Origin of the sequence: Curtobacterium sp. UNCCL20, from assembly GCF_900101675.1 — a bacterium.
Lineage (GTDB): Bacteria > Actinomycetota > Actinomycetes > Actinomycetales > Microbacteriaceae > Curtobacterium.
Genome location: NZ_FNKG01000001.1, coordinates 622,062 through 638,550 on the forward strand (window position 1 = coordinate 622,062; position 16,489 = coordinate 638,550).

General features: G+C 72.1%; 13 protein-coding genes and 1 pseudogene. 5 read left to right on the plus strand and 9 right to left on the minus strand.

The genetic code is table 11. The annotated features are described in order from the left end of the window. Nucleotides 1-26: 26 nt before the first annotated feature. The 4 genes and pseudogenes from gabT to BLT36_RS18570 all read left to right on the plus strand — a co-directional run bounded on the left by gabT (nt 27) and on the right by BLT36_RS18570 (nt 4,715). On the plus strand, nt 27-1,388 hold the full coding sequence (gene gabT, locus BLT36_RS03115; RefSeq protein WP_092091840.1) for a 4-aminobutyrate--2-oxoglutarate transaminase: 1,362 nt from the start codon (nt 27-29) through the stop codon (nt 1,386-1,388). Beyond that, complete coding sequence (locus BLT36_RS03125) at nt 1,385-3,058, plus strand: NAD-dependent succinate-semialdehyde dehydrogenase (protein WP_139166338.1); 1,674 nt, start codon at nt 1,385-1,387, stop codon at nt 3,056-3,058. Before gabT ends, BLT36_RS03125 begins: the two co-directional genes overlap by 4 nt. Further along, nucleotides 3,046-4,422: pseudogene (locus BLT36_RS03130) on the plus strand (flavin monoamine oxidase family protein); the annotation flags it as partial. The gene BLT36_RS03125 and the pseudogene BLT36_RS03130, both read left to right, overlap by 13 nt. A gap of 134 nt (nt 4,423-4,556) precedes the next feature. Then, nucleotides 4,557-4,715, plus strand: coding sequence for a hypothetical protein (locus BLT36_RS18570; protein WP_175529458.1), 159 nt, complete (start codon nt 4,557-4,559; stop codon nt 4,713-4,715). Between the two features lie 24 nt (nt 4,716-4,739). On the opposite strand, the gene BLT36_RS03135 is transcribed toward BLT36_RS18570, so the two are convergent. From BLT36_RS03135 to BLT36_RS03145, 3 genes are read right to left on the minus strand one after another with little or no spacing between them, the layout of a single operon-like run. Beyond that, nucleotides 4,740-5,195, minus strand: a complete 456-nt coding sequence (locus BLT36_RS03135) for a hypothetical protein (protein WP_092091843.1) — start codon at nt 5,193-5,195, stop codon at nt 4,740-4,742. A gap of 29 nt (nt 5,196-5,224) precedes the next feature. Next, nucleotides 5,225-6,613, minus strand: coding sequence for an NAD-dependent succinate-semialdehyde dehydrogenase (locus BLT36_RS03140; protein ID WP_092091845.1), 1,389 nt, complete (start codon nt 6,611-6,613; stop codon nt 5,225-5,227). A 7-nt stretch (nt 6,614-6,620) separates the two neighbouring features. Further along, nucleotides 6,621-8,036 carry an APC family permease gene (locus BLT36_RS03145; RefSeq protein ID WP_092091847.1) on the minus strand — a complete coding sequence of 472 codons (1,416 nt, stop codon included), beginning with the start codon at nt 8,034-8,036 and terminating at the stop codon, nt 6,621-6,623. A gap of 298 nt (nt 8,037-8,334) precedes the next feature. Here BLT36_RS03145 and BLT36_RS18270 point away from each other — a divergent pair, with 298 nt between their 5' ends. Continuing rightward, complete coding sequence (locus BLT36_RS18270; RefSeq protein ID WP_175529459.1) at nt 8,335-9,471, plus strand: alpha/beta hydrolase; 1,137 nt, start codon at nt 8,335-8,337, stop codon at nt 9,469-9,471. A 6-nt stretch (nt 9,472-9,477) separates the two neighbouring features. On the opposite strand, the gene BLT36_RS03155 is transcribed toward BLT36_RS18270, so the two are convergent. The 6 genes from BLT36_RS03155 to BLT36_RS03180 form a co-directional block, all read right to left on the minus strand. Next, nucleotides 9,478-10,491 carry an agmatine deiminase family protein gene (locus tag BLT36_RS03155; RefSeq protein ID WP_092091849.1) on the minus strand — a complete coding sequence of 338 codons (1,014 nt, stop codon included), beginning with the start codon at nt 10,489-10,491 and terminating at the stop codon, nt 9,478-9,480. After that, nucleotides 10,488-11,546 (minus strand): nitrilase-related carbon-nitrogen hydrolase, encoded by a 1,059-nt coding sequence (locus tag BLT36_RS03160; protein ID WP_092091850.1) that lies wholly within the window; start codon nt 11,544-11,546, stop codon nt 10,488-10,490. Before BLT36_RS03160 ends, BLT36_RS03155 begins: the two co-directional genes overlap by 4 nt. A gap of 184 nt (nt 11,547-11,730) precedes the next feature. Then, nucleotides 11,731-12,384, minus strand: coding sequence for a DUF1345 domain-containing protein (locus BLT36_RS03165; RefSeq protein ID WP_092091852.1), 654 nt, complete (start codon nt 12,382-12,384; stop codon nt 11,731-11,733). Beyond that, nucleotides 12,381-13,724, minus strand: a complete 1,344-nt coding sequence (locus BLT36_RS03170) for a flavin monoamine oxidase family protein (protein ID WP_092091854.1) — start codon at nt 13,722-13,724, stop codon at nt 12,381-12,383. The genes BLT36_RS03165 and BLT36_RS03170 overlap by 4 nt, the downstream gene beginning before the upstream one ends. Continuing rightward, on the minus strand, nt 13,724-15,088 hold the full coding sequence (locus tag BLT36_RS03175; RefSeq protein WP_092091856.1) for an NAD(P)/FAD-dependent oxidoreductase: 1,365 nt from the start codon (nt 15,086-15,088) through the stop codon (nt 13,724-13,726). Before BLT36_RS03175 ends, BLT36_RS03170 begins: the two co-directional genes overlap by 1 nt. A gap of 2 nt (nt 15,089-15,090) precedes the next feature. Continuing rightward, entirely contained in the window at nt 15,091-16,422 is a 1,332-nt protein-coding gene (locus BLT36_RS03180; RefSeq protein WP_254787498.1) for an aspartate aminotransferase family protein, read from the minus strand. Nucleotides 16,423-16,489: the final 67 nt, after the last annotated feature.

The window sequence follows — 16,489 nt, forward strand, 5'->3', positions numbered from 1 at the left end:
CGGTCTGACGCTCCTACCATCGCCGCATGTCCTCCACCGCTGCACCTCCGATCAGCGCCGCCGCGGGCGGCCCCTCGCTGCCCCAGGAACGGCGGCTCGTCACCGAGGTGCCGGGTCCACGCTCCCGAGCGCTGTTCGAGCGGAAGTCCGCCGCGGTCGCAGCCGGTGTCGGTGTCGCCGTCCCGATCGCCGTCGTGGCGGCCGGGGGCGGCGTGGTCGTCGACGCGGACGGCAACTCGTTCGTGGACCTCGGCTCCGGCATCGCGGTGACGTCCGTCGGCAACGCCCACCCCGGGGTCGTCGCGGCCGTGACCGAGCAGGTGGCCGCGTTCACCCACACCTGCTTCACGATCGCCGCGTACGACGGCTACGTCGACGTCGCGGAAGCCCTCAACCGCCTGACCCCCGGCGACCACGAGAAGCGGACCGCCCTGTTCAACTCCGGCGCGGAGGCCGTCGAGAACGCCGTGAAGATCGCGCGGAAGCACACCGGGCGCCAGGCGATCGTGGTGTTCGACCACGCCTACCACGGCCGGACCAACCTCACGATGGCGCTCACCGCGAAGAACCAGCCGTACAAGAACGGCTTCGGTCCCTTCGCGCCCGAGGTGTACCGCGTCCCGATGTCCTACCCGTACCGCGACGGCCTGTCCGGGCCTGAGGCGGCGAAGCGTGCGATCAGCCAGATCGAGAAGCAGGTCGGCGCGGAGAACACCGCCGCGGTCCTCGTCGAACCGATCCAGGGCGAGGGCGGCTTCGTCGTGCCGGCCCCCGGGTTCCTCGCCGCACTGTCCGAGTGGACCACCGCCAACGACGTCGTGTTCATCGCCGACGAGGTGCAGACCGGCTTCGCGCGCACGGGGGCGATGTTCGCCAGTGAGCACGAGGGCATCGTCCCCGACGTCGTCACCACCGCGAAGGGCATGGCCGGAGGACTCCCGCTGTCGGCGGTGACCGGTCGTGCCGAGATCATGGACACCGCCCACGTCGGCGGCCTCGGCGGCACCTACGGCGGCAACCCCGTCGCGTGCGCCGCCGCCCTCGCCGCGATCGACGCCTTCGAGCACGACGGGCTCGTCGAGCGTGCGGAGGAGATCGGCACGATCCTGCTCGGGACGCTCCGCGCCGCCCAGACCTCGGACCCGCGCATCGGCGACGTGCGGGGGCGCGGCGCGATGATCGCGATCGAGCTGGTCGACCCCGAGACCGGCGACCCGGACCCCGGGCTCACCGGTCGGGTCGTCCGGTACGCGTACGAGCACGGCGTCATCGCGCTCACCGCCGGCACGTACGGCAACGTGCTGCGGTTCCTGCCGCCGCTCGCGATCGACGACGCGCTGCTCCGCGACGGCCTCGCAGTCGTCCTCGACGGGCTGGCAGCAGCATGACCGCGACGCACGCGAGCAGCGCCACCGGCGCGACCCCGACCCGCGCCACCGGCGCGACCCCGACCCGCGCCACCGGTGCGGACCCGACCGCCGCCCGCGCGACCCATGCCGCCAGCGGGTGGCCGGCCGTCCCCGACGCCACCGGACCCGCTGCGGAACAGGCCGTCCTCGACCGGGTCCCCACGGGCCTCCTGGTCGACGGCTCCTGGCAGCAGGCGGCCGACGGCGCGACGTTCCCGGTCGTCGACCCGTCCACCGGCGAGACGCTCCTGCGGATCGCCGACGCGACCGCCGACGACGGACGACGGGCGCTCGACGCCGCACACGCGGCCCGCGCCGCCTGGGCGGCCACGCCGCCGCGGCAGCGTGCCGAGGTCCTCCGCCGCGCCTTCGACCTGCTGCAGGAGCGCCGCGAGGAGTTCGCGCTCCTGATGACGCTCGAGATGGGCAAGCCGCTCGCCGAGGCCCGCGGCGAGGTCACCTACGGCGGCGAGTTCCTCCGCTGGTTCTCCGAGGAGGCCGTCCGCATCGGCGGCTCGTACAGCACGAACCCCGAGGGCACCGGCCGCGCGATCGTCACCCACAAGCCCGTCGGCCCGGCGTTCCTGATCACCCCGTGGAACTTCCCGCTGGCGATGGCGACCCGCAAGATCGCCCCGGCGCTCGCCGCCGGCTGCACCGTCGTCGTGAAGCCCGCAGAGCTCACCCCGCTGACGACCCTGCTGTTCGCGGACCTGCTGCTCGAGGCCGGGGTCCCCGCCGGTGTCGTCAACGTGGTCCCGACGACGCACGCGGCTGCGGTCTCCGGTCCGGTGATCGCCGATCCCCGGCTCCGGAAGCTCTCGTTCACCGGGTCGACCCCGGTCGGTCGGACGCTCCTGCAGCAGGCCGCGGGCACGGTCCTCCGGACGAGCATGGAGCTCGGCGGCAACGCCCCGTTCCTCGTGTTCGAGGACGCCGACCTCGACCTCGCCGTCGAGGGTGCCCTGCTCGCCAAGTTCCGGAACACCGGCCAGGCCTGCACCGCCGCGAACCGGTTCCTGGTGCACGAGGACGTCGCCGAGGAGTTCACCCGACGCGTCACCGAGCGGGTCGAGGCCATGCGCGTCGGCCGCGGCACCGAGGACGGCGTCGCGATCGGGCCGCTCATCGACGATCGTGCGGTCGACAAGGCGCACCGCCTCGTGACCGACGCGGTCGAGCGCGGCGCGGTGCTGCGGACCGGCGGCCACCCCGTCGACGGACCGGGCACCTTCTACGCGCCCACGGTCCTGACGGACGTGCAGCCGGGCAGCGCCCTGCTCCGCGACGAGATCTTCGGGCCGGTGCTCGCCATCGGGACCTTCCGGACCGAGGACGAGGCCGTCGCCGCGGCGAACGACACCGAGTACGGTCTGGTCGGGTACGCGTTCACCGATGACCCGGCGCGCGGCCAGCGCCTGATGGAACGCCTCGAGACGGGCATGCTGGGGCTCAACACCGGCGTCGTCTCGAACGCCTCGGCACCGTTCGGCGGCGTCAAGCAGTCCGGCCTCGGCCGCGAGGGCGGCGGCGAGGGCATCGCCGAGTACCTCGAGACCATGTACACGCTCACCCCGGACCCGTTCCGGGAGCGGCCGAGCACCACCACCAGCGGTACCAGCACCACGACGACAGGAGCAGCACGATGATCGAGAGAGACGTCGTCATCATCGGCGCCGGCGTGACGGGTCTGACGGCCGCGAACCGCCTGGTCGCCGAGGGCAGGACCGTCGCCGTGCTCGAGGCTCGCGACCGCGTCGGTGGCCGTACGTGGACGAACGACATCGAGGGCGTCACGCTCGAGATCGGTGGCCAGTGGGTCTCCCCGGACCAGACCGCGCTGCTCGAGACGCTCGACGAGCTCGGCCTCGAGACGTACGACCGCTACCGCGAGGGCTCGAGCGTCTACGTCGACGAGCACGGCACCCGCACCGAGTACACGGGTGACATCTTCCCGCTGCCCGAGGCGACCGCCGCCGAGATCGAGCGGCTCGTGTCCGTCGTCGACGAGTACGTCGCGAAGGTCGACCCGGCTCGTCCGTGGGAGACCCCCGGCGCCGCCACACTCGACGAGACGTCCTTCCGCGCCTGGCTGCACGACCTCAGCGCGGACCGGGTCGCGACCGACAACGTCGAGCTCTTCATCGCCGGCGCGATGCTCACGAAGCCGGCGCACGCCTTCTCGGCGCTGCAGGCCCTGCTCATGGCGGCATCGGCTGGCAGCTTCACGAACCTCGTGGACGCCGACTTCATCCTCGACAAGCGCGTGGTCGGTGGGATGCAGCAGGTCTCCGAGCGTCTTGCCGCGCGACTCGGTGGAGACGTGCACCTGAACGCTCCGGTGCGCACCCTGCGCTGGGACGACGAAGGCGTCACCGCGCTGGCCGACGGCGGCATCGAGGTCCGCGCCCGGCAGGCGCTCGTGGCCGTGCCGCCGCCCCTGTACTCGCGGATCTCGTACGAGCCGCCGCTGCCGCGTCGCCAGCACCAGCTGCACCAGCACCTGTCGATGGGCTTCGTCATCAAGGTGCACGCGGTCTACGACCGGCCGTTCTGGCGCGGGGCCGGTCTGTCCGGCACGGCGTTCAGCCCCTACGAACTCGTGCACGAGGCGTACGACAACACCGCGTACGGCGAGGAGCAGGGCACGCTCGTCGGGTTCGTCTCCGACGTGCACGCCGACGACGTCTTCGCGCTGTCCGCCGAGGAGCGCAAGGCCCGCGTCCTCGCCTCGCTCGCGCACTACTACGGCGACGAGGCACGCCGTCCGGTCGTCTACTACGAGAGCGACTGGGGCACCGAGGAGTGGACCCGGGGCGCCTACGCCGCGAGCTTCGACCTGGGCGGCCTCGTCCGCTACGGCGCGGATCAGCGTGCGGCCGTCGGTCCGATCCGGTTCGCGTCGAGCGACCTCGCCGGACACGGGTACCAGCACGTGGACGGGGCGGTCCGGATGGGCCGCGAAGCGGCCGTCGAGATCCTCAGCGCACTGCCGCAGCCGGTGGCGCGGTAGACGGCACGATCAACGGACTGGAGGCGCGGTGCCCGCTGGCGCCGCGCCTCCAGTCGGTCCGTGGTGCGTCCAGAGCCTCGCGTGCGTCCGGCGCCTGGGCCGCCGTCCCGACGTGGACGCGTAGCGTCCCGGCCATGAGCGACACGGCAGCGAACGGTTCCACCGGCCCCACCGACGACGAGCGCGAGTACACCGAGGACCTCCCGGACGGGTCGGTCAGTGGCAACGCGACCGAGGACCCCGACCAGGACAGCGACGTCGACGCCGGCGGTGAGCCGGCCGACCCCGAGTAGCGGGACGTCCGGTCCGCGCGGCCGTCAGTCGGTCGCGCGGATCGGTTCCCCGGTCTCGGGATCCCAGCCCACGACACGTGGAGCGGGCGCCTTCGGCGTGCGCGGTGGTCGGGGTGGGAAGTACCCGCGAGCTGCCGGCAGGTACGGCAGGACAGCTGCGACGCCACCAGCCACGCCCGTGACGGTGGTGGTGCCGTACGGCGGGACGCAGGCGCCCAGGAACCCGAGCGCGCCGAGCACCGCCATCCAGAACCGGGCCCGACCCGATCCGCGGCCCATCCGGAGTGCCCCGAACAGGAACCATCCCCAGATGGCCAGTCCGATCACCATCGGGCCGATCGCCCAGGCTCCGTCGGTCTGCACGTTCCGGATCGTCTGGGCGAGCGTCGCCACGAGCTGGACCACGAGGGCGACCAGCCAGAGCACGACGGCGGTGGTCACGAGGACGGGTCGGGAGCGTGGAGCGGCACCGGTGGTCACGAGCCGATCCTAGGGCCGCCCCGGCCGGCTCACGCGCCGATGCGGATGAGCTTCTTGTTGACGAACTCCTCCGCGCCGAGCGGGCCGAGCTCCCGGCCGAACCCGCTCGCCTTGACCCCGCCGAACGGCAGCTCGGGGCTGTCCGCACCGACGATGTTCACGTAGACCATGCCGGCCGCGATCCGGTCCGCGACCCGGAGCGCCTGGTCGGCGTCCGTCGTGAACAGGTACGAGCCGAGGCCGTACGGGGTGTCGTTCGCGAGCCGGACGGCGTCGTCCTCGTCACGCACCCGGTAGACGGCTGCGACCGGGCCGAAGAACTCCTCGCGGTACGCGTCGTTGTCGGGCGTGACGTCCGTCAGCACGGTCGGTGTGAAGGCGTTCCCCTGTCGCTCGCCGCCGGTGACCACCGTCGCGCCCTGCGCCACGGCGGACGACAGCTGCTCCTCGAGCCGGTCGGCGGCAGCCGGCGACGACAGCGGCCCGAGCTCGCTGCCCGGCGTCGTCGGGTCGGTCGGCGCGACGACGGACATCGCCGCCGTGAACCGGGTCAGGAAGTCGTCGTACAGGTGGTCGGCGACGAGGAAGCGCTTCGCCGCGTTGCACACCTGGCCGTTGCCCTCGAGGCGGGTGGCCACGGCGGACTCCACGACGGCGTCGAGGTCGTCGGTGGACAGCAGGATGAACGGGTCCGAGCCGCCGAGCTCGAGGACGACCTTCGTCAGGTTCCGGCCGGCGATCTCCGCGACGGCGGCACCGGCGCGGGCCGACCCGGTCAGGGAGACGCCCTGGACGCGCGGGTCCGCGATGACGTCCGCGACCTGGTCGTTCGTCGCGAAGACGTTCGTGTACGCGCCCGCAGGGAAGCCGGCGTCGGCGAACACCGCCTCGATCGCGAGCGCCGACTCGGGGCACTGCGGGGCGTGCTTGAGCAGCACCGTGTTGCCGATGAGCAGGTTCGGACCGGCGAACCGGGCGATCTGGTAGGCGGGGAAGTTCCACGGCATGATGCCGAGCACCACACCGATGGAGTCCTTTCGGATGAACGCGCTGCCCGCGCTGCCCTCGGCGAGGGTGATCGGCTGGTCGGCGAGGAACTCCTCGGCGTGGTCGGCGTAGTAGTCGTAGATGTCGGCGCAGAAGTCCACCTCGCCGACGGCCTGGTCGATCGGCTTCGCCATCTCGCGGACGATCGTCGCGGCGAGGTCGTCGCGCCGTTCGCGGTACAGCTCGGCGACGCGCCGCAGCAGCGCTGCCCGGTCGGCGACCGTGTTCGTGTCCGACGCGTGCACCCGGTCCGCGGTGTCGATCGCGGCACGGAGCTCGTCGTCGGTGATGGTCGGGAAGGTGCGGAGGACCTCGCCCGATGCCGGGTCGGTGACGGCGTACACGGTCGAGGTGGTGGCGGTGTCGGTCATGGTGCTCCTAGGCCTGCTCGTCGGTCAGCTGCTTGTTCACGCCCGTGACGGGCTGGTTCTCATCGAAGCCCTTCGGCTGGATCCGGAACCCCTTGGTGATGACCAGCAGGTACACGAACCCGATGGCCGCCCACACCCCGCCGGCGATGAGCGCGTCGGCGTGCAGCTGCGACCAGAGAACACCGGTGAGCAGCATCGCGACGCCGGGCATCACCACGAAGGTGAACCGGTCGCGCGTGGTGTGGCGCCGGCCCTCGCGCCAGGCGAAGTGCACGATCACCGTCAGGTTGACGAACGTGAACGCGATGAGCGCGCCGAAGTTGATGTAGGACGAGATCGTGTCGAGCGAGAACGTCATCGCGAGGAGCGTCACGGCACCGACGATGACGACGTTCGGGATGGGCGTGCGGGTGCGGGGGCTGACGTAGCCGAACACCTTCTTCGGCAGGACGTTGTTCCGGCCCATCACGAGGAGCATGCGGGCGACGCTGGCGTGCGAGGCCAGGCCGGACGCCAGCGCGGCGATGAACCCCGCGGCGACGAGGATCGCCTGGAAGACCTTCCCGCCGACCAGCAGACCGATCTGGGGGAGCGGGTCGTCGGTGAACTCGCCGAACGGGGCGTTCGTCGGGAAGCGGAGCTGCGCGAAGTACGCGGACACGAGGAAGATCAGGCCGCCGATGAGCACGGTCATCAGGATCGCCTTCGGCATGATCCGGATCGACTTCGCCTCCTCCGTGTACATCGTCACGGCGTCGAACCCGATGAACGAGAAGCACACGACGGTGGCCCCGGTGAGGAGTGCCGACATCGTCACGCCGTCGTGCACGAAGGGCTCCGTGCTGATGACCGTCCCCGCGCCGGCACCGCGGACCAGCTCGATCACGGCGAAGACCACGAACGCGATCATCGCCAGGATCGCGCCGATGAGGAGCACCATGTTGAGGTTCGACGTGCCGCGCATCGACAGGCAGATCACGGTCGTGACGAACAGCGTGTAGACGACGACGGTCACCCAGGCGGGCAGAGCCGGGAAGACCTGCTCGAGGTAGAGCCGGATGATGAGCGCGTTCACCATCGGGAGCAGCAGGTAGTCGAGGAGCGACGCCCACCCGACCATGAACCCGGCGTTCGGGTGGATCGACTCCCGCACGTACGTGTACGCCGAACCGGCCGCCGGGTAGACGCGGACCATCTTCCCGTAGCTCACCGCGGTCAGGAGCATGATCACGAGGGCGATGAGGTACGCGCTCGGGACGGCGCCGTTCGTCTGCCCGGAGACGATGCCGAAGGTGTCGAACACCACGGTCGGCGTCATGTAGCCGAGCCCGAGACCGACGATCGCCCAGAGTCCGAGGCTCCGCTTGAGCGAGCCGCCGCGCGCCGGTGCGGCCGGCGCGGTGACCGCGATGGGTGATGCCATGGGAGTTCCCTCCTGCTCGCGGTGGGTGCCGCGGGGCCGGGGTCCGTGCGTCGGTGCGCGGACCGTCTCGGGGTGGACCGATCCGGGAACGATACCGACGACGCCGCGTGCTGCAGGCCCGCCACGGAGTACACCCTGCGGTGGGTGGCTGTACTCGGTGGCGCTTGCCGTCCGTTTGCGGGGGACGGTCAGCGACCGGTCCCGTGCTCGACGATCGCTGGGACCGGGCGGGGAGGACCCTCAGCCGGAGCGGGGACGTCACGGGTTCGTTCCCGGCGCCGCTCCCTACGCTCGCCCGATGACACGCACCACACGTCCCCGGGCCGCTTCCGCTGGGCTCCTCGCCGCCGGGCTGGTGCTGGGGCTCGCACTCGGGTCGGCCGGGGGATGGGCCTTGGCCGGTGGCGTGGGCGCGGGACGGGCTGGGGGTGTGCGTGCCGGCGCCGTCGTCTCGGCGTCGGCTTCGTCGACACCGCGCGCGTCGGCGACCCCGGCACCGCGGACCCCGGCCCCGACCGTACCGGGCGGGATCCCGATGGCGGAGGCGCCCAGCGCCGGTGCCGACTCCGCTCCGTCGAGCCTCGACCTGGCGGCCACCTGGACGGCACCCGACACCATGCCCGCACAGGGGCGACTGCTGCGCGTGACGATCCCCGCCACCCGCTCGCACTTCACCGCCCGACAGGCGCTGCTCTACCTGCCGCCCGCCGCGCTGACCGCCGACCCGCCGGCGCTGCCCGTCGACGTGCTCCTCTCCGGACAATCGCGCGGCGCGGGACCCGACGACGTGCAGAACGCGGGACACGTGGAACAGACCCTCGACGCGCTCGCCACCGTCGACCGAGGGCTCGCGCCGATCGTCGTCGTGCCGGACCAGCTCGGCCCGCAGTCCGCGAACCCGATGTGCGTCGACGGTCGACTCGGCAACAGCCGGACCTACCTCACCGAGGACGTCCCGTCGTGGATCACGAGGCACCTGAAGGTGCAGACCGCGGCGTCGGCGTGGACCATCGGCGGGTTCTCACAGGGCGGCACCTGCGCCATCCAGCTCGGTGCCGGGGACCCGTCGCGGTTCGGCAACCTCATCGACGTCTCCGGCGAGGAGGGCCCGTCGATCGGCAGTACGACGCAGACCATCACGCAGGGCTTCGCGGGTGACCGAGCTGCCTGGGCCGCGGCGCAGCCAGCCGCACTGCTCCGTGCCGGTGCACCGTTCCGGGCGACGAACGCCTTCTTCGCGGTCGGTGCGCTCGACCACACCTACGGCGCCGTGATGCCCGTGATGGCGGAGCGCGCCCGGACCGCGGGGATGCACGTCGCCACGTGGGTGGTCCCCGGCGCGCGGCACAGCTGGATCACCGCGCGGGCAGCGCTCGCCGCGGGGCTCGACTGGCTGCAGCCGCGGATCGGGCTCGGGGCGCCCGAGGCCCCGTAGTGATCTTTACCGCTCCGCAGGCTCCTGCTGCGTGATGCAGTGGAGCCCGCCGCCCCGTGCGAACACCTCGCGGGCGTCGACCGTGCGCACCTCGCGCCCCGGGTAGGCGTCCGCGAGGATGCCCCGGGCCCGGTCGTCCGCGGACTCCTCGCCGAACCCGCACGCGATCACGGCGCCGTTCACCACGACGTGGTTGACGTAGTTCCAGTCCACCGGACCGCCCTCGTCCGTCAGGGTCGCCGGTGCCGGGATCTCAATGATCGTGGCGTCGACCGCGTCCTCGATCGCCCGCCGGATCTGCGGCATCACCAGGTGGTCCGGGTGTCCGGCGTCCGGCTGCGCGTGCAGCAGGACGACGCCCGGCTCGGTGAAGGTCGCCACCATGTCGACGTGTCCGCGGGTCCCGAGGCCGTCGTAGTCGCGCGTCAGTCCGCGGGGGAGCCAGATCACGTCCGTCGCGCCGATCGTGCGCGCCAACTCCTCCTCGACGCGACGGCGGTCGGCGTACGGGTTCCGGCGTGGGTCGAGCTGCACGGTCTCGGTGACGAGGACGCTGCCGCGGCCGTCGACGTGGATCGCCCCGCCCTCGTTGACCAGCAGTGACGGGATCCGCTGGACGCCCGCGGTCTCCGCGATCGTGCGTGCCATCTCGGCGTCGCGCGTCCACGTCGACCACGAGTTCGCGCCCCAGCCGTTGAACACCCAGTCCACGGCGCCGCGCTCGCCGGTCTCGTCGTCCACCACGAAGGTGGGGCCGATGTCCCGCGTCCAGAAGTCGTCGAGCGGCGCCTCGAGCACGTCGATGCCGCCGGAGAGCAGGCGGTCGGCGTCGGCGCGTGCGACGGGGTCCACGACGACGGCGACCGGCTGGTACTCGCTGATCGTGTTCGCGGTCGTCGCCCAGGCGGTGCGGGCTGCCTCGGCGCTCGCCGGGTCGTCCCCCAGGGTGCCGCCGGGTCGGGGGAACGCCATCCACGTCCGCTCCTGCGGCGCCGTCTCCGCCGGCATCCGCCAGGTCACGAGCGCGCCGCCTGGTCGGCTGGTGCGCGGTCGGTCGGCTGGCGGTCGGTCGGGAGATCCGCCATGGAGGCCCGGATCGCCTCGAGCGCGCCGTGGCCGTCGCGGACGGGGTCGACATCCTGCACCAGGCCGTCGTACAGGTCGGGTCGCCTCGTCAGGTAGAAGGGGAAGAGCCGCAGCCACTCGGCGCGGGCGTCGAGGTCGAGGTCCGCGACCAGCACGGCGTCGGCGTCCCGTGGAGCCTCGACGAGCACGCGCCCGAACGGGTCGGAGATGAAGGACGACCCGTAGAAGGTGATGTCGCCCTCGTCGCCCCACCGGTTCGGCACGACCATGAACTGCCCGGCGGTGATGCCGTTCGCCACGATCACCTGCCGCCAGATCGGGGCGGTGTCGAAGTCCGGGAAGGTCGGCTCCGAACCGATCGCGGTCGGGTACACGAGGACCTCGGACCCGGCGATGCCGTACGCGCGGGCGACCTCGGGGAACCACTCGTCCCAGCACGTCGGTAGCCCCACGCGGGCGCCGAGTCCGGCCGGCTCGTACACCGGGAAGGCATCGGCGTCGGCACCCGGGCGGAAGTAGGTGTCCTCGTAGTAGCCGGCGCTGATCGGGATGTGCGTCTTGCGCGTCCGGCCGACCAGCGTGCCGTCCGGGGCGACGAGCACGGCGGTGTTGTAGCCGCGCGGGTCCTCGGGCCGGTCGTCCTCGGCGGGCCGCTCGTACAGCGACGCGTGCACGAACACGCCGTGCTCGATCGCCTGCGAGCGGGCGAACGTGACGGTGGGTCCGTCGTCGAGCGACTCGGCGAGGTCCTTCGGGACACCGCTCGCCGGGGTGTCTCCCGGGTAGCGGAGCAGCGTGAGCTCCTGGAGGAACACCGCCGTGGCACCGTTCGCCGCCGCGGTCGCGATGCCGTCGGCGAGCTGGCGGCGGTGCGACTCGGGGTCCTCGAGCCAGCGGGTCTGCACGAGTGCCACCCGGACCGAGCGGCGGGGACCGCCGGTGTCCTGGCGCAGCGGCGATGCCTGGGGGATGGCGGTGATGACGTCCATCCCGCCATTGTTGACCACCCGATCAACAGCCGCAACCCCCCCCTACCCCCGGCCGAGATCGCACTTTCGCGCGCGACGACGCCATCCCCGACCGACGAAGTGCGATCTCGCCCACAGGGAGAGACCGGGGCGCACCGACGAAGCGCGATCTCGCCGCCAAGGGGGGAGACCGGGGGCGCGACCGTCAGGCGATGATGTTCACCGCGCGGGAGATCACCAGGGCGAGCAGGATGAACCCGCCGACCGACTGGTACGCCATGATCATCTTCACGCGGGTGGTCATCGGCATCGTGTCGGTCGGGCTGAAGGCCATCATGTTCGTCAGCGCCACGTAGAGGTAGTCCAGGTACCCGGGACGCCACGCGCTGTACTTCGGGTCGGTCTCCTGTGGGAACTGGAAGTCGGCCTCGGCGGTGTCCCACAACCCGGGACGACGCCGTGCGACCGGGCCGCCACGATCGAGCTCCCAGTAGACGAGCCCGAACGCGATGATGCTGCTCACCCACACCTGGAGCGCCGTGAGCAGCACGGCCCCGCCGTTCGCGTGGCCGCCGAGGAGCTCCATGACGGTCCGGACGACGGTGACCTGGTTCGCCAGGATGAGCAGGAGCGCGAGCGCGGTCGACACCCACCGGGACCACGTCGTCTCGCGGGTCAGGCGCCTCGGGTTGAAGACGATGAGCGGGGTGAGGAGCAGGACCCCGAGCAGGGGGACGACCCACGACGGGAAGAACAGGACCTCGTCGGGGAGGAACAGGCTGAGCGCCAGGTTCACCAGGACGGCGACGGCGACCGGCGCGCGGTGTTCGTGTCGGGGACGGTCTCGCCGGGTGCTCACGCGCCGAGTGTAGAGGGCGCGCTGAGGACGTCCGGCTGGACCTCGTGCCCGAGCAAGCGCGACGCTGCACGGAGCCCGGACAGCAGCGCCCCGTGCACCGTGGCGGGGTCGTCACCCCAGGTGGCCTCGCCGGCGAGCTGCACGCGGCCGGACGGCGTCCCGAGCAGGTCGTGGTCGTGGGTGGACGCCCGGACGTGCAGGTACGAGTACGACCCGCGGGCGAAGGGGTCGGCGGCCCACCGGGTGATCCGGCACCCCTCGGGCGCCGGCACCGTCGGGCCGAACATCCGTCGGAGCGCGGCGAGGCCCTCGTCGACGACCATCGCGTCGGGCAGCGTCTCGAGTCGCCGGGCCCCGGCGCCGCCGACGAGCGCGGCGAGCACGGGTTCGCCGGTCACGCGGGACATGTCGTACCAGGAGTGCCAGTCGACCCCGGCGGACCCCTGCTGCCGGATCACCCAGTCGTCGCCCCAGAACCGGTCGGGGAACCGCAGGAACACCTTGTCGTAGACACCCATCCCGAGCCGTCCCATCGCTCCCGCGACCGGAGCGTCGAGCGGTGGCGTGAAGGTGACGTCCCCGGCCTGCAGCACCCCGAGCGGGACGGTCACGACGACGTTCCCTGCGGTGTGGGTCGACCCGTCCGCCAGTCCGACCTCGACACCGGCCTCCGACTGCGTCACGGAGCGCACGACCGACGAGAGCCGGATGTCGAGTCCGTCGGCCAACGCCGCGGCGTACTGCCCGTAGCCACCGGGGAAGACGACCTCGTCACCGGGGACGTGCTCCTCGTCGAGGCCGTGGGCGTCGAGGACGGTCACGGGCGCCCCGCAGAGGTCCTCGGATCGGTGCGCGGCGTACTCGCGGATCCGCGCGGCGCGGTCGCCAGCCCACCCGAGGGAGCGGAGGACGGTGTCGATCGCGGCGGCGTACGTCGACGGCGGTGGGGCGGAGGCGACCACGTGCGCCAGGGCCGCGTCGACGGTGTGCAGGTCGGCGACGAACGACGCGGCGGCGTCCGGGGACAGCCGGGCCCCGGAGGGACCGTGCCAGGCGATCGGGCGCCCGTCGAACTGGAAGCTGCCGACGGTGAACTCGACGGTGTCGATGCCGAACGCCGCCGCCAGCGACCAGAGCGGGTTGCCGTCGATGCCGTGGATCCACGAGGCGCCGAGGTCGACCGGGACGCCGATCGCGCTGTCCGTCCAGGTGCGCCCGCCGATGCGGTCGCGGGCCTCGAGCACGACGACGGACGCACCGCCGAGCGCGAGCGCCCGGGCCGCGGCGAGCCCCGAGACACCGGCGCCCACGACGATGACGTCGGCATCGAGTTCGGCCATCAGTGCCCTCCCGTCAGCGGGGCCATCAGCCGCGCGGCGAGGCTCGGTCGTCCGGTGAGTGCTTCCTCGCGATCGGCCAGGTCGGTCGCGACGAGCCCGGCGTTCGCCCCGAGGAAGCGGAGCGGCTCCGGCTCCCAGTCCGGCGACCGGTGGTTCACCCACGGCAGCGCGGTCAGTGGCGACGACTCTCCGCGGACGAGGTCGGCGAGAGTCCGTCCCGCCAGGTTGGTCGTCGAGAGCCCGTCCCCGACGTAGCCGCCGGCGGACCCGACGTGTCCGTCCCAGGTCACCGAGGCGCACCAGTCGCGGGGCACACCGAGCGGACCGCCCCAGGTGTGCGTGATCGGTGCGTCGGCCACGGCGGGGAACAGGTCGACGAGCGCCGACCGCAGGTGGGCGAACACCCGCGGCACCCGGTCGTACCCGGGCGTGATCGAGGACCCCCAGTGGTACCGGGCTCCGCGGCCGCCGAACGCCAGGCGGTCGTCGGCCGTGCGCTGGCCGTAGACGAGCAGGTGCCGGTAGTCGGAGAACGTCTGCCCGTGCTCGAGTCCGATGCGGTCCCACGTGCTGGCGGGGAGCGGTGCGGTCGCGATCATCAGCGAGTAGAGCGGCAGGATCCGTCGCTTCGTCTGCTCGAGCTGCGCGCCGTACCCCTCGACCGCGATCACCACGGCGCCTGCCGAGACGGTCCCGTGCGCGGTGACCACCTGCCCTGGAGCCCACGACACGGCGGGCGTGTGCTCCGCGATCCGGACGCCACGCGCCTCCAGGGCCGCCGCCAGGCCGCGGACCAGCGCTGCGGGCTGGACCCGCGCGCAGTCGGGTGTCCACGCGACCCCCGCCGATCCGGCGGCGTCCCCGGGACGGGCCGACCGCCAGGTCATCGCGTCGCCCCAGGCGGCGGACGCGGCGACCTCGTCGTGGGCGGCGCGCTCCTGCACGGCGGAGCGTGCGTACAGGACGGTCCCGCCCTTGACGTAGTCGCAGTCGACCTCCGCCTCGGCTGCGGCACGGCCGACCTCGTCGACGGTGTCGCGCATCGCGGCACGCAGGGCGAGGGCGGCCTCCTTCCCGTGCTCCTCGGCGATGGACGCGGCGGACCGCGGGAACAGTGCGGAGCACCATCCGCCGTTCCGTCCGGAGGCACCGAAACCGGCGATCTCGCGTTCCACGACGACGATCTGGAGGCGCGGGTCGGCCTGGTGCAGGTACCACGCGGTCCAGAGACCCGTCAGTCCACCCCCGACGATGCAGACGTCCGCCGTGGTGTCACCGTCGAGCGGCGGCCGGGGCGTCAGGTCGTCGCGTCCGGTGGACACGAGGGCGTCGAGCCAGAACGAGACGCCCCGGTAGCCGCTCACGGTCAGATCTTCGACGCGGCCTCGGACAGGACGCTCCGCAGGATCGAGGTGATCTCGCGGAACTCGGGCTGCCCGATGGTGAGCGGCGGTGCGAGCTGCACGACGGGGTCGCCACGGTCGTCGGCGCGGCAGTACAGCCCCGCGTCGAACAGGGCCTTGGACAGGAACCCGCGCAGGAGCCGCTCGGACTCGTCGTCGTCGAACGTCGTCTTCGTCGCCTTGTCCTTCACGAGCTCGATGCCGTAGAAGTACCCGGCACCGCGGACGTCGCCGACGATGGGCAGGTCGAGCAGGGTGTCGAGCTCGGCCTTGAAGAGCGGAGCGTTCTGCTGCACGTTCTGCAGCAGGCCCTCCTCCTCGAAGATGTCGAGGTTCTCCATCGCGACGGCGGCGGAGACCGGGTGCCCGCCGAACGTGTACCCGTGGTAGAAGGTCGTGTCGCCCTTCGAGAACGGCTCGAACAGCTTGTCGCTGATGATCGTCGCGCCGATCGGGGAGTAGCCGGAGGTCATGGCCTTCGCGCAGGTGATCATGTCCGGCACGAAGTCGTACGTGTCGCAGGCGAACATCGTGCCGATGCGACCGAACGCGCAGATGACCTCGTCCGAGACGAGCAGCACGTCGTACTCGTCGCAGATCTCACGCACACGCTGGAAGTACCCGGGAGGCGGGGTGAAGCAGCCGCCGGAGTTCTGGACGGGTTCGAGGAAGACCGCGGCGACGGTGTCGGGGCCCTCGTACTCGATCATCTCGCGGATGCGCTCCGCGGCCCAGAAGCCGAACTCCTCCTCCGTCTGCCCGGAGAAGCCCATCTCGTCCGCGCGGTAGTAGTTCGTGTTCGGCACCCGGAAGCCACCGGGGGTGAGGGGCTCGAACATCTCCTTCATCGCCGGGATGCCGGTGATCGCGAGCGCTCCCTGCGGGGTCCCGTGGTAGGCGACCGCGCGGGAGATCACCTTGTGCTTCATCGGCTTGCCGCGGAGCTTCCAGTAGTACTTCGCGAGCTTGAACGCGGTCTCGACGGCCTCGCCACCGCCGGTCGAGAAGAACACCTTGTTGAGGTCGCCGGGGGCGTGGTCAGCCAGGCGGTCGGCGAGCTCGATCGCGGCGGGGTGCGCGTACGACCAGATCGGGAAGAAGCTCAGCGTCTCCGCCTGCTTCGCGGCCATCTCGGCCAGGCGCTTCCGCCCGTGGCCGGCGGCGACGACGAAGAGGCCGGACAGCCCGTCGATGTAGCCCTTGCCGTGGCTGTCGTAGACGTGGTGCCCTTCGCCGCGCACCATGATCGGGACGTCCGCGCCGGCCTGGTTCGCACCGTGCCGGGCGAAGTGCATCCACAGGTGGTCGCGGGACTTCTGCTGCAGTGCCGCGTCGTCGACCGGGGCGAACGGGTCGTACGAG

Coding starts and splice junctions, on each gene's coding strand:
- BLT36_RS18570 (WP_175529458.1), top strand. CDS start 4,557: ATGAGCGACACGGCAGCGAACGGTTCCACCGGCCCCACCGACGACGAG.
- BLT36_RS03140 (WP_092091845.1), bottom strand. CDS start 6,613: ATGACCGACACCGCCACCACCTCGACCGTGTACGCCGTCACCGACCCG.
- BLT36_RS18270 (WP_175529459.1), top strand. CDS start 8,335: ATGACACGCACCACACGTCCCCGGGCCGCTTCCGCTGGGCTCCTCGCC.
- BLT36_RS03180 (WP_254787498.1), bottom strand. CDS start 16,422: ATGCACTTCGCCCGGCACGGTGCGAACCAGGCCGGCGCGGACGTCCCG.
- BLT36_RS03160 (WP_092091850.1), bottom strand. CDS start 11,546: ATGGACGTCATCACCGCCATCCCCCAGGCATCGCCGCTGCGCCAGGAC.
- BLT36_RS03145 (WP_092091847.1), bottom strand. CDS start 8,036: ATGGCATCACCCATCGCGGTCACCGCGCCGGCCGCACCGGCGCGCGGC.
- gabT (WP_092091840.1), top strand. CDS start 27: ATGTCCTCCACCGCTGCACCTCCGATCAGCGCCGCCGCGGGCGGCCCC.
- BLT36_RS03125 (WP_139166338.1), top strand. CDS start 1,385: ATGACCGCGACGCACGCGAGCAGCGCCACCGGCGCGACCCCGACCCGC.
- BLT36_RS03170 (WP_092091854.1), bottom strand. CDS start 13,724: ATGGCCGAACTCGATGCCGACGTCATCGTCGTGGGCGCCGGTGTCTCG.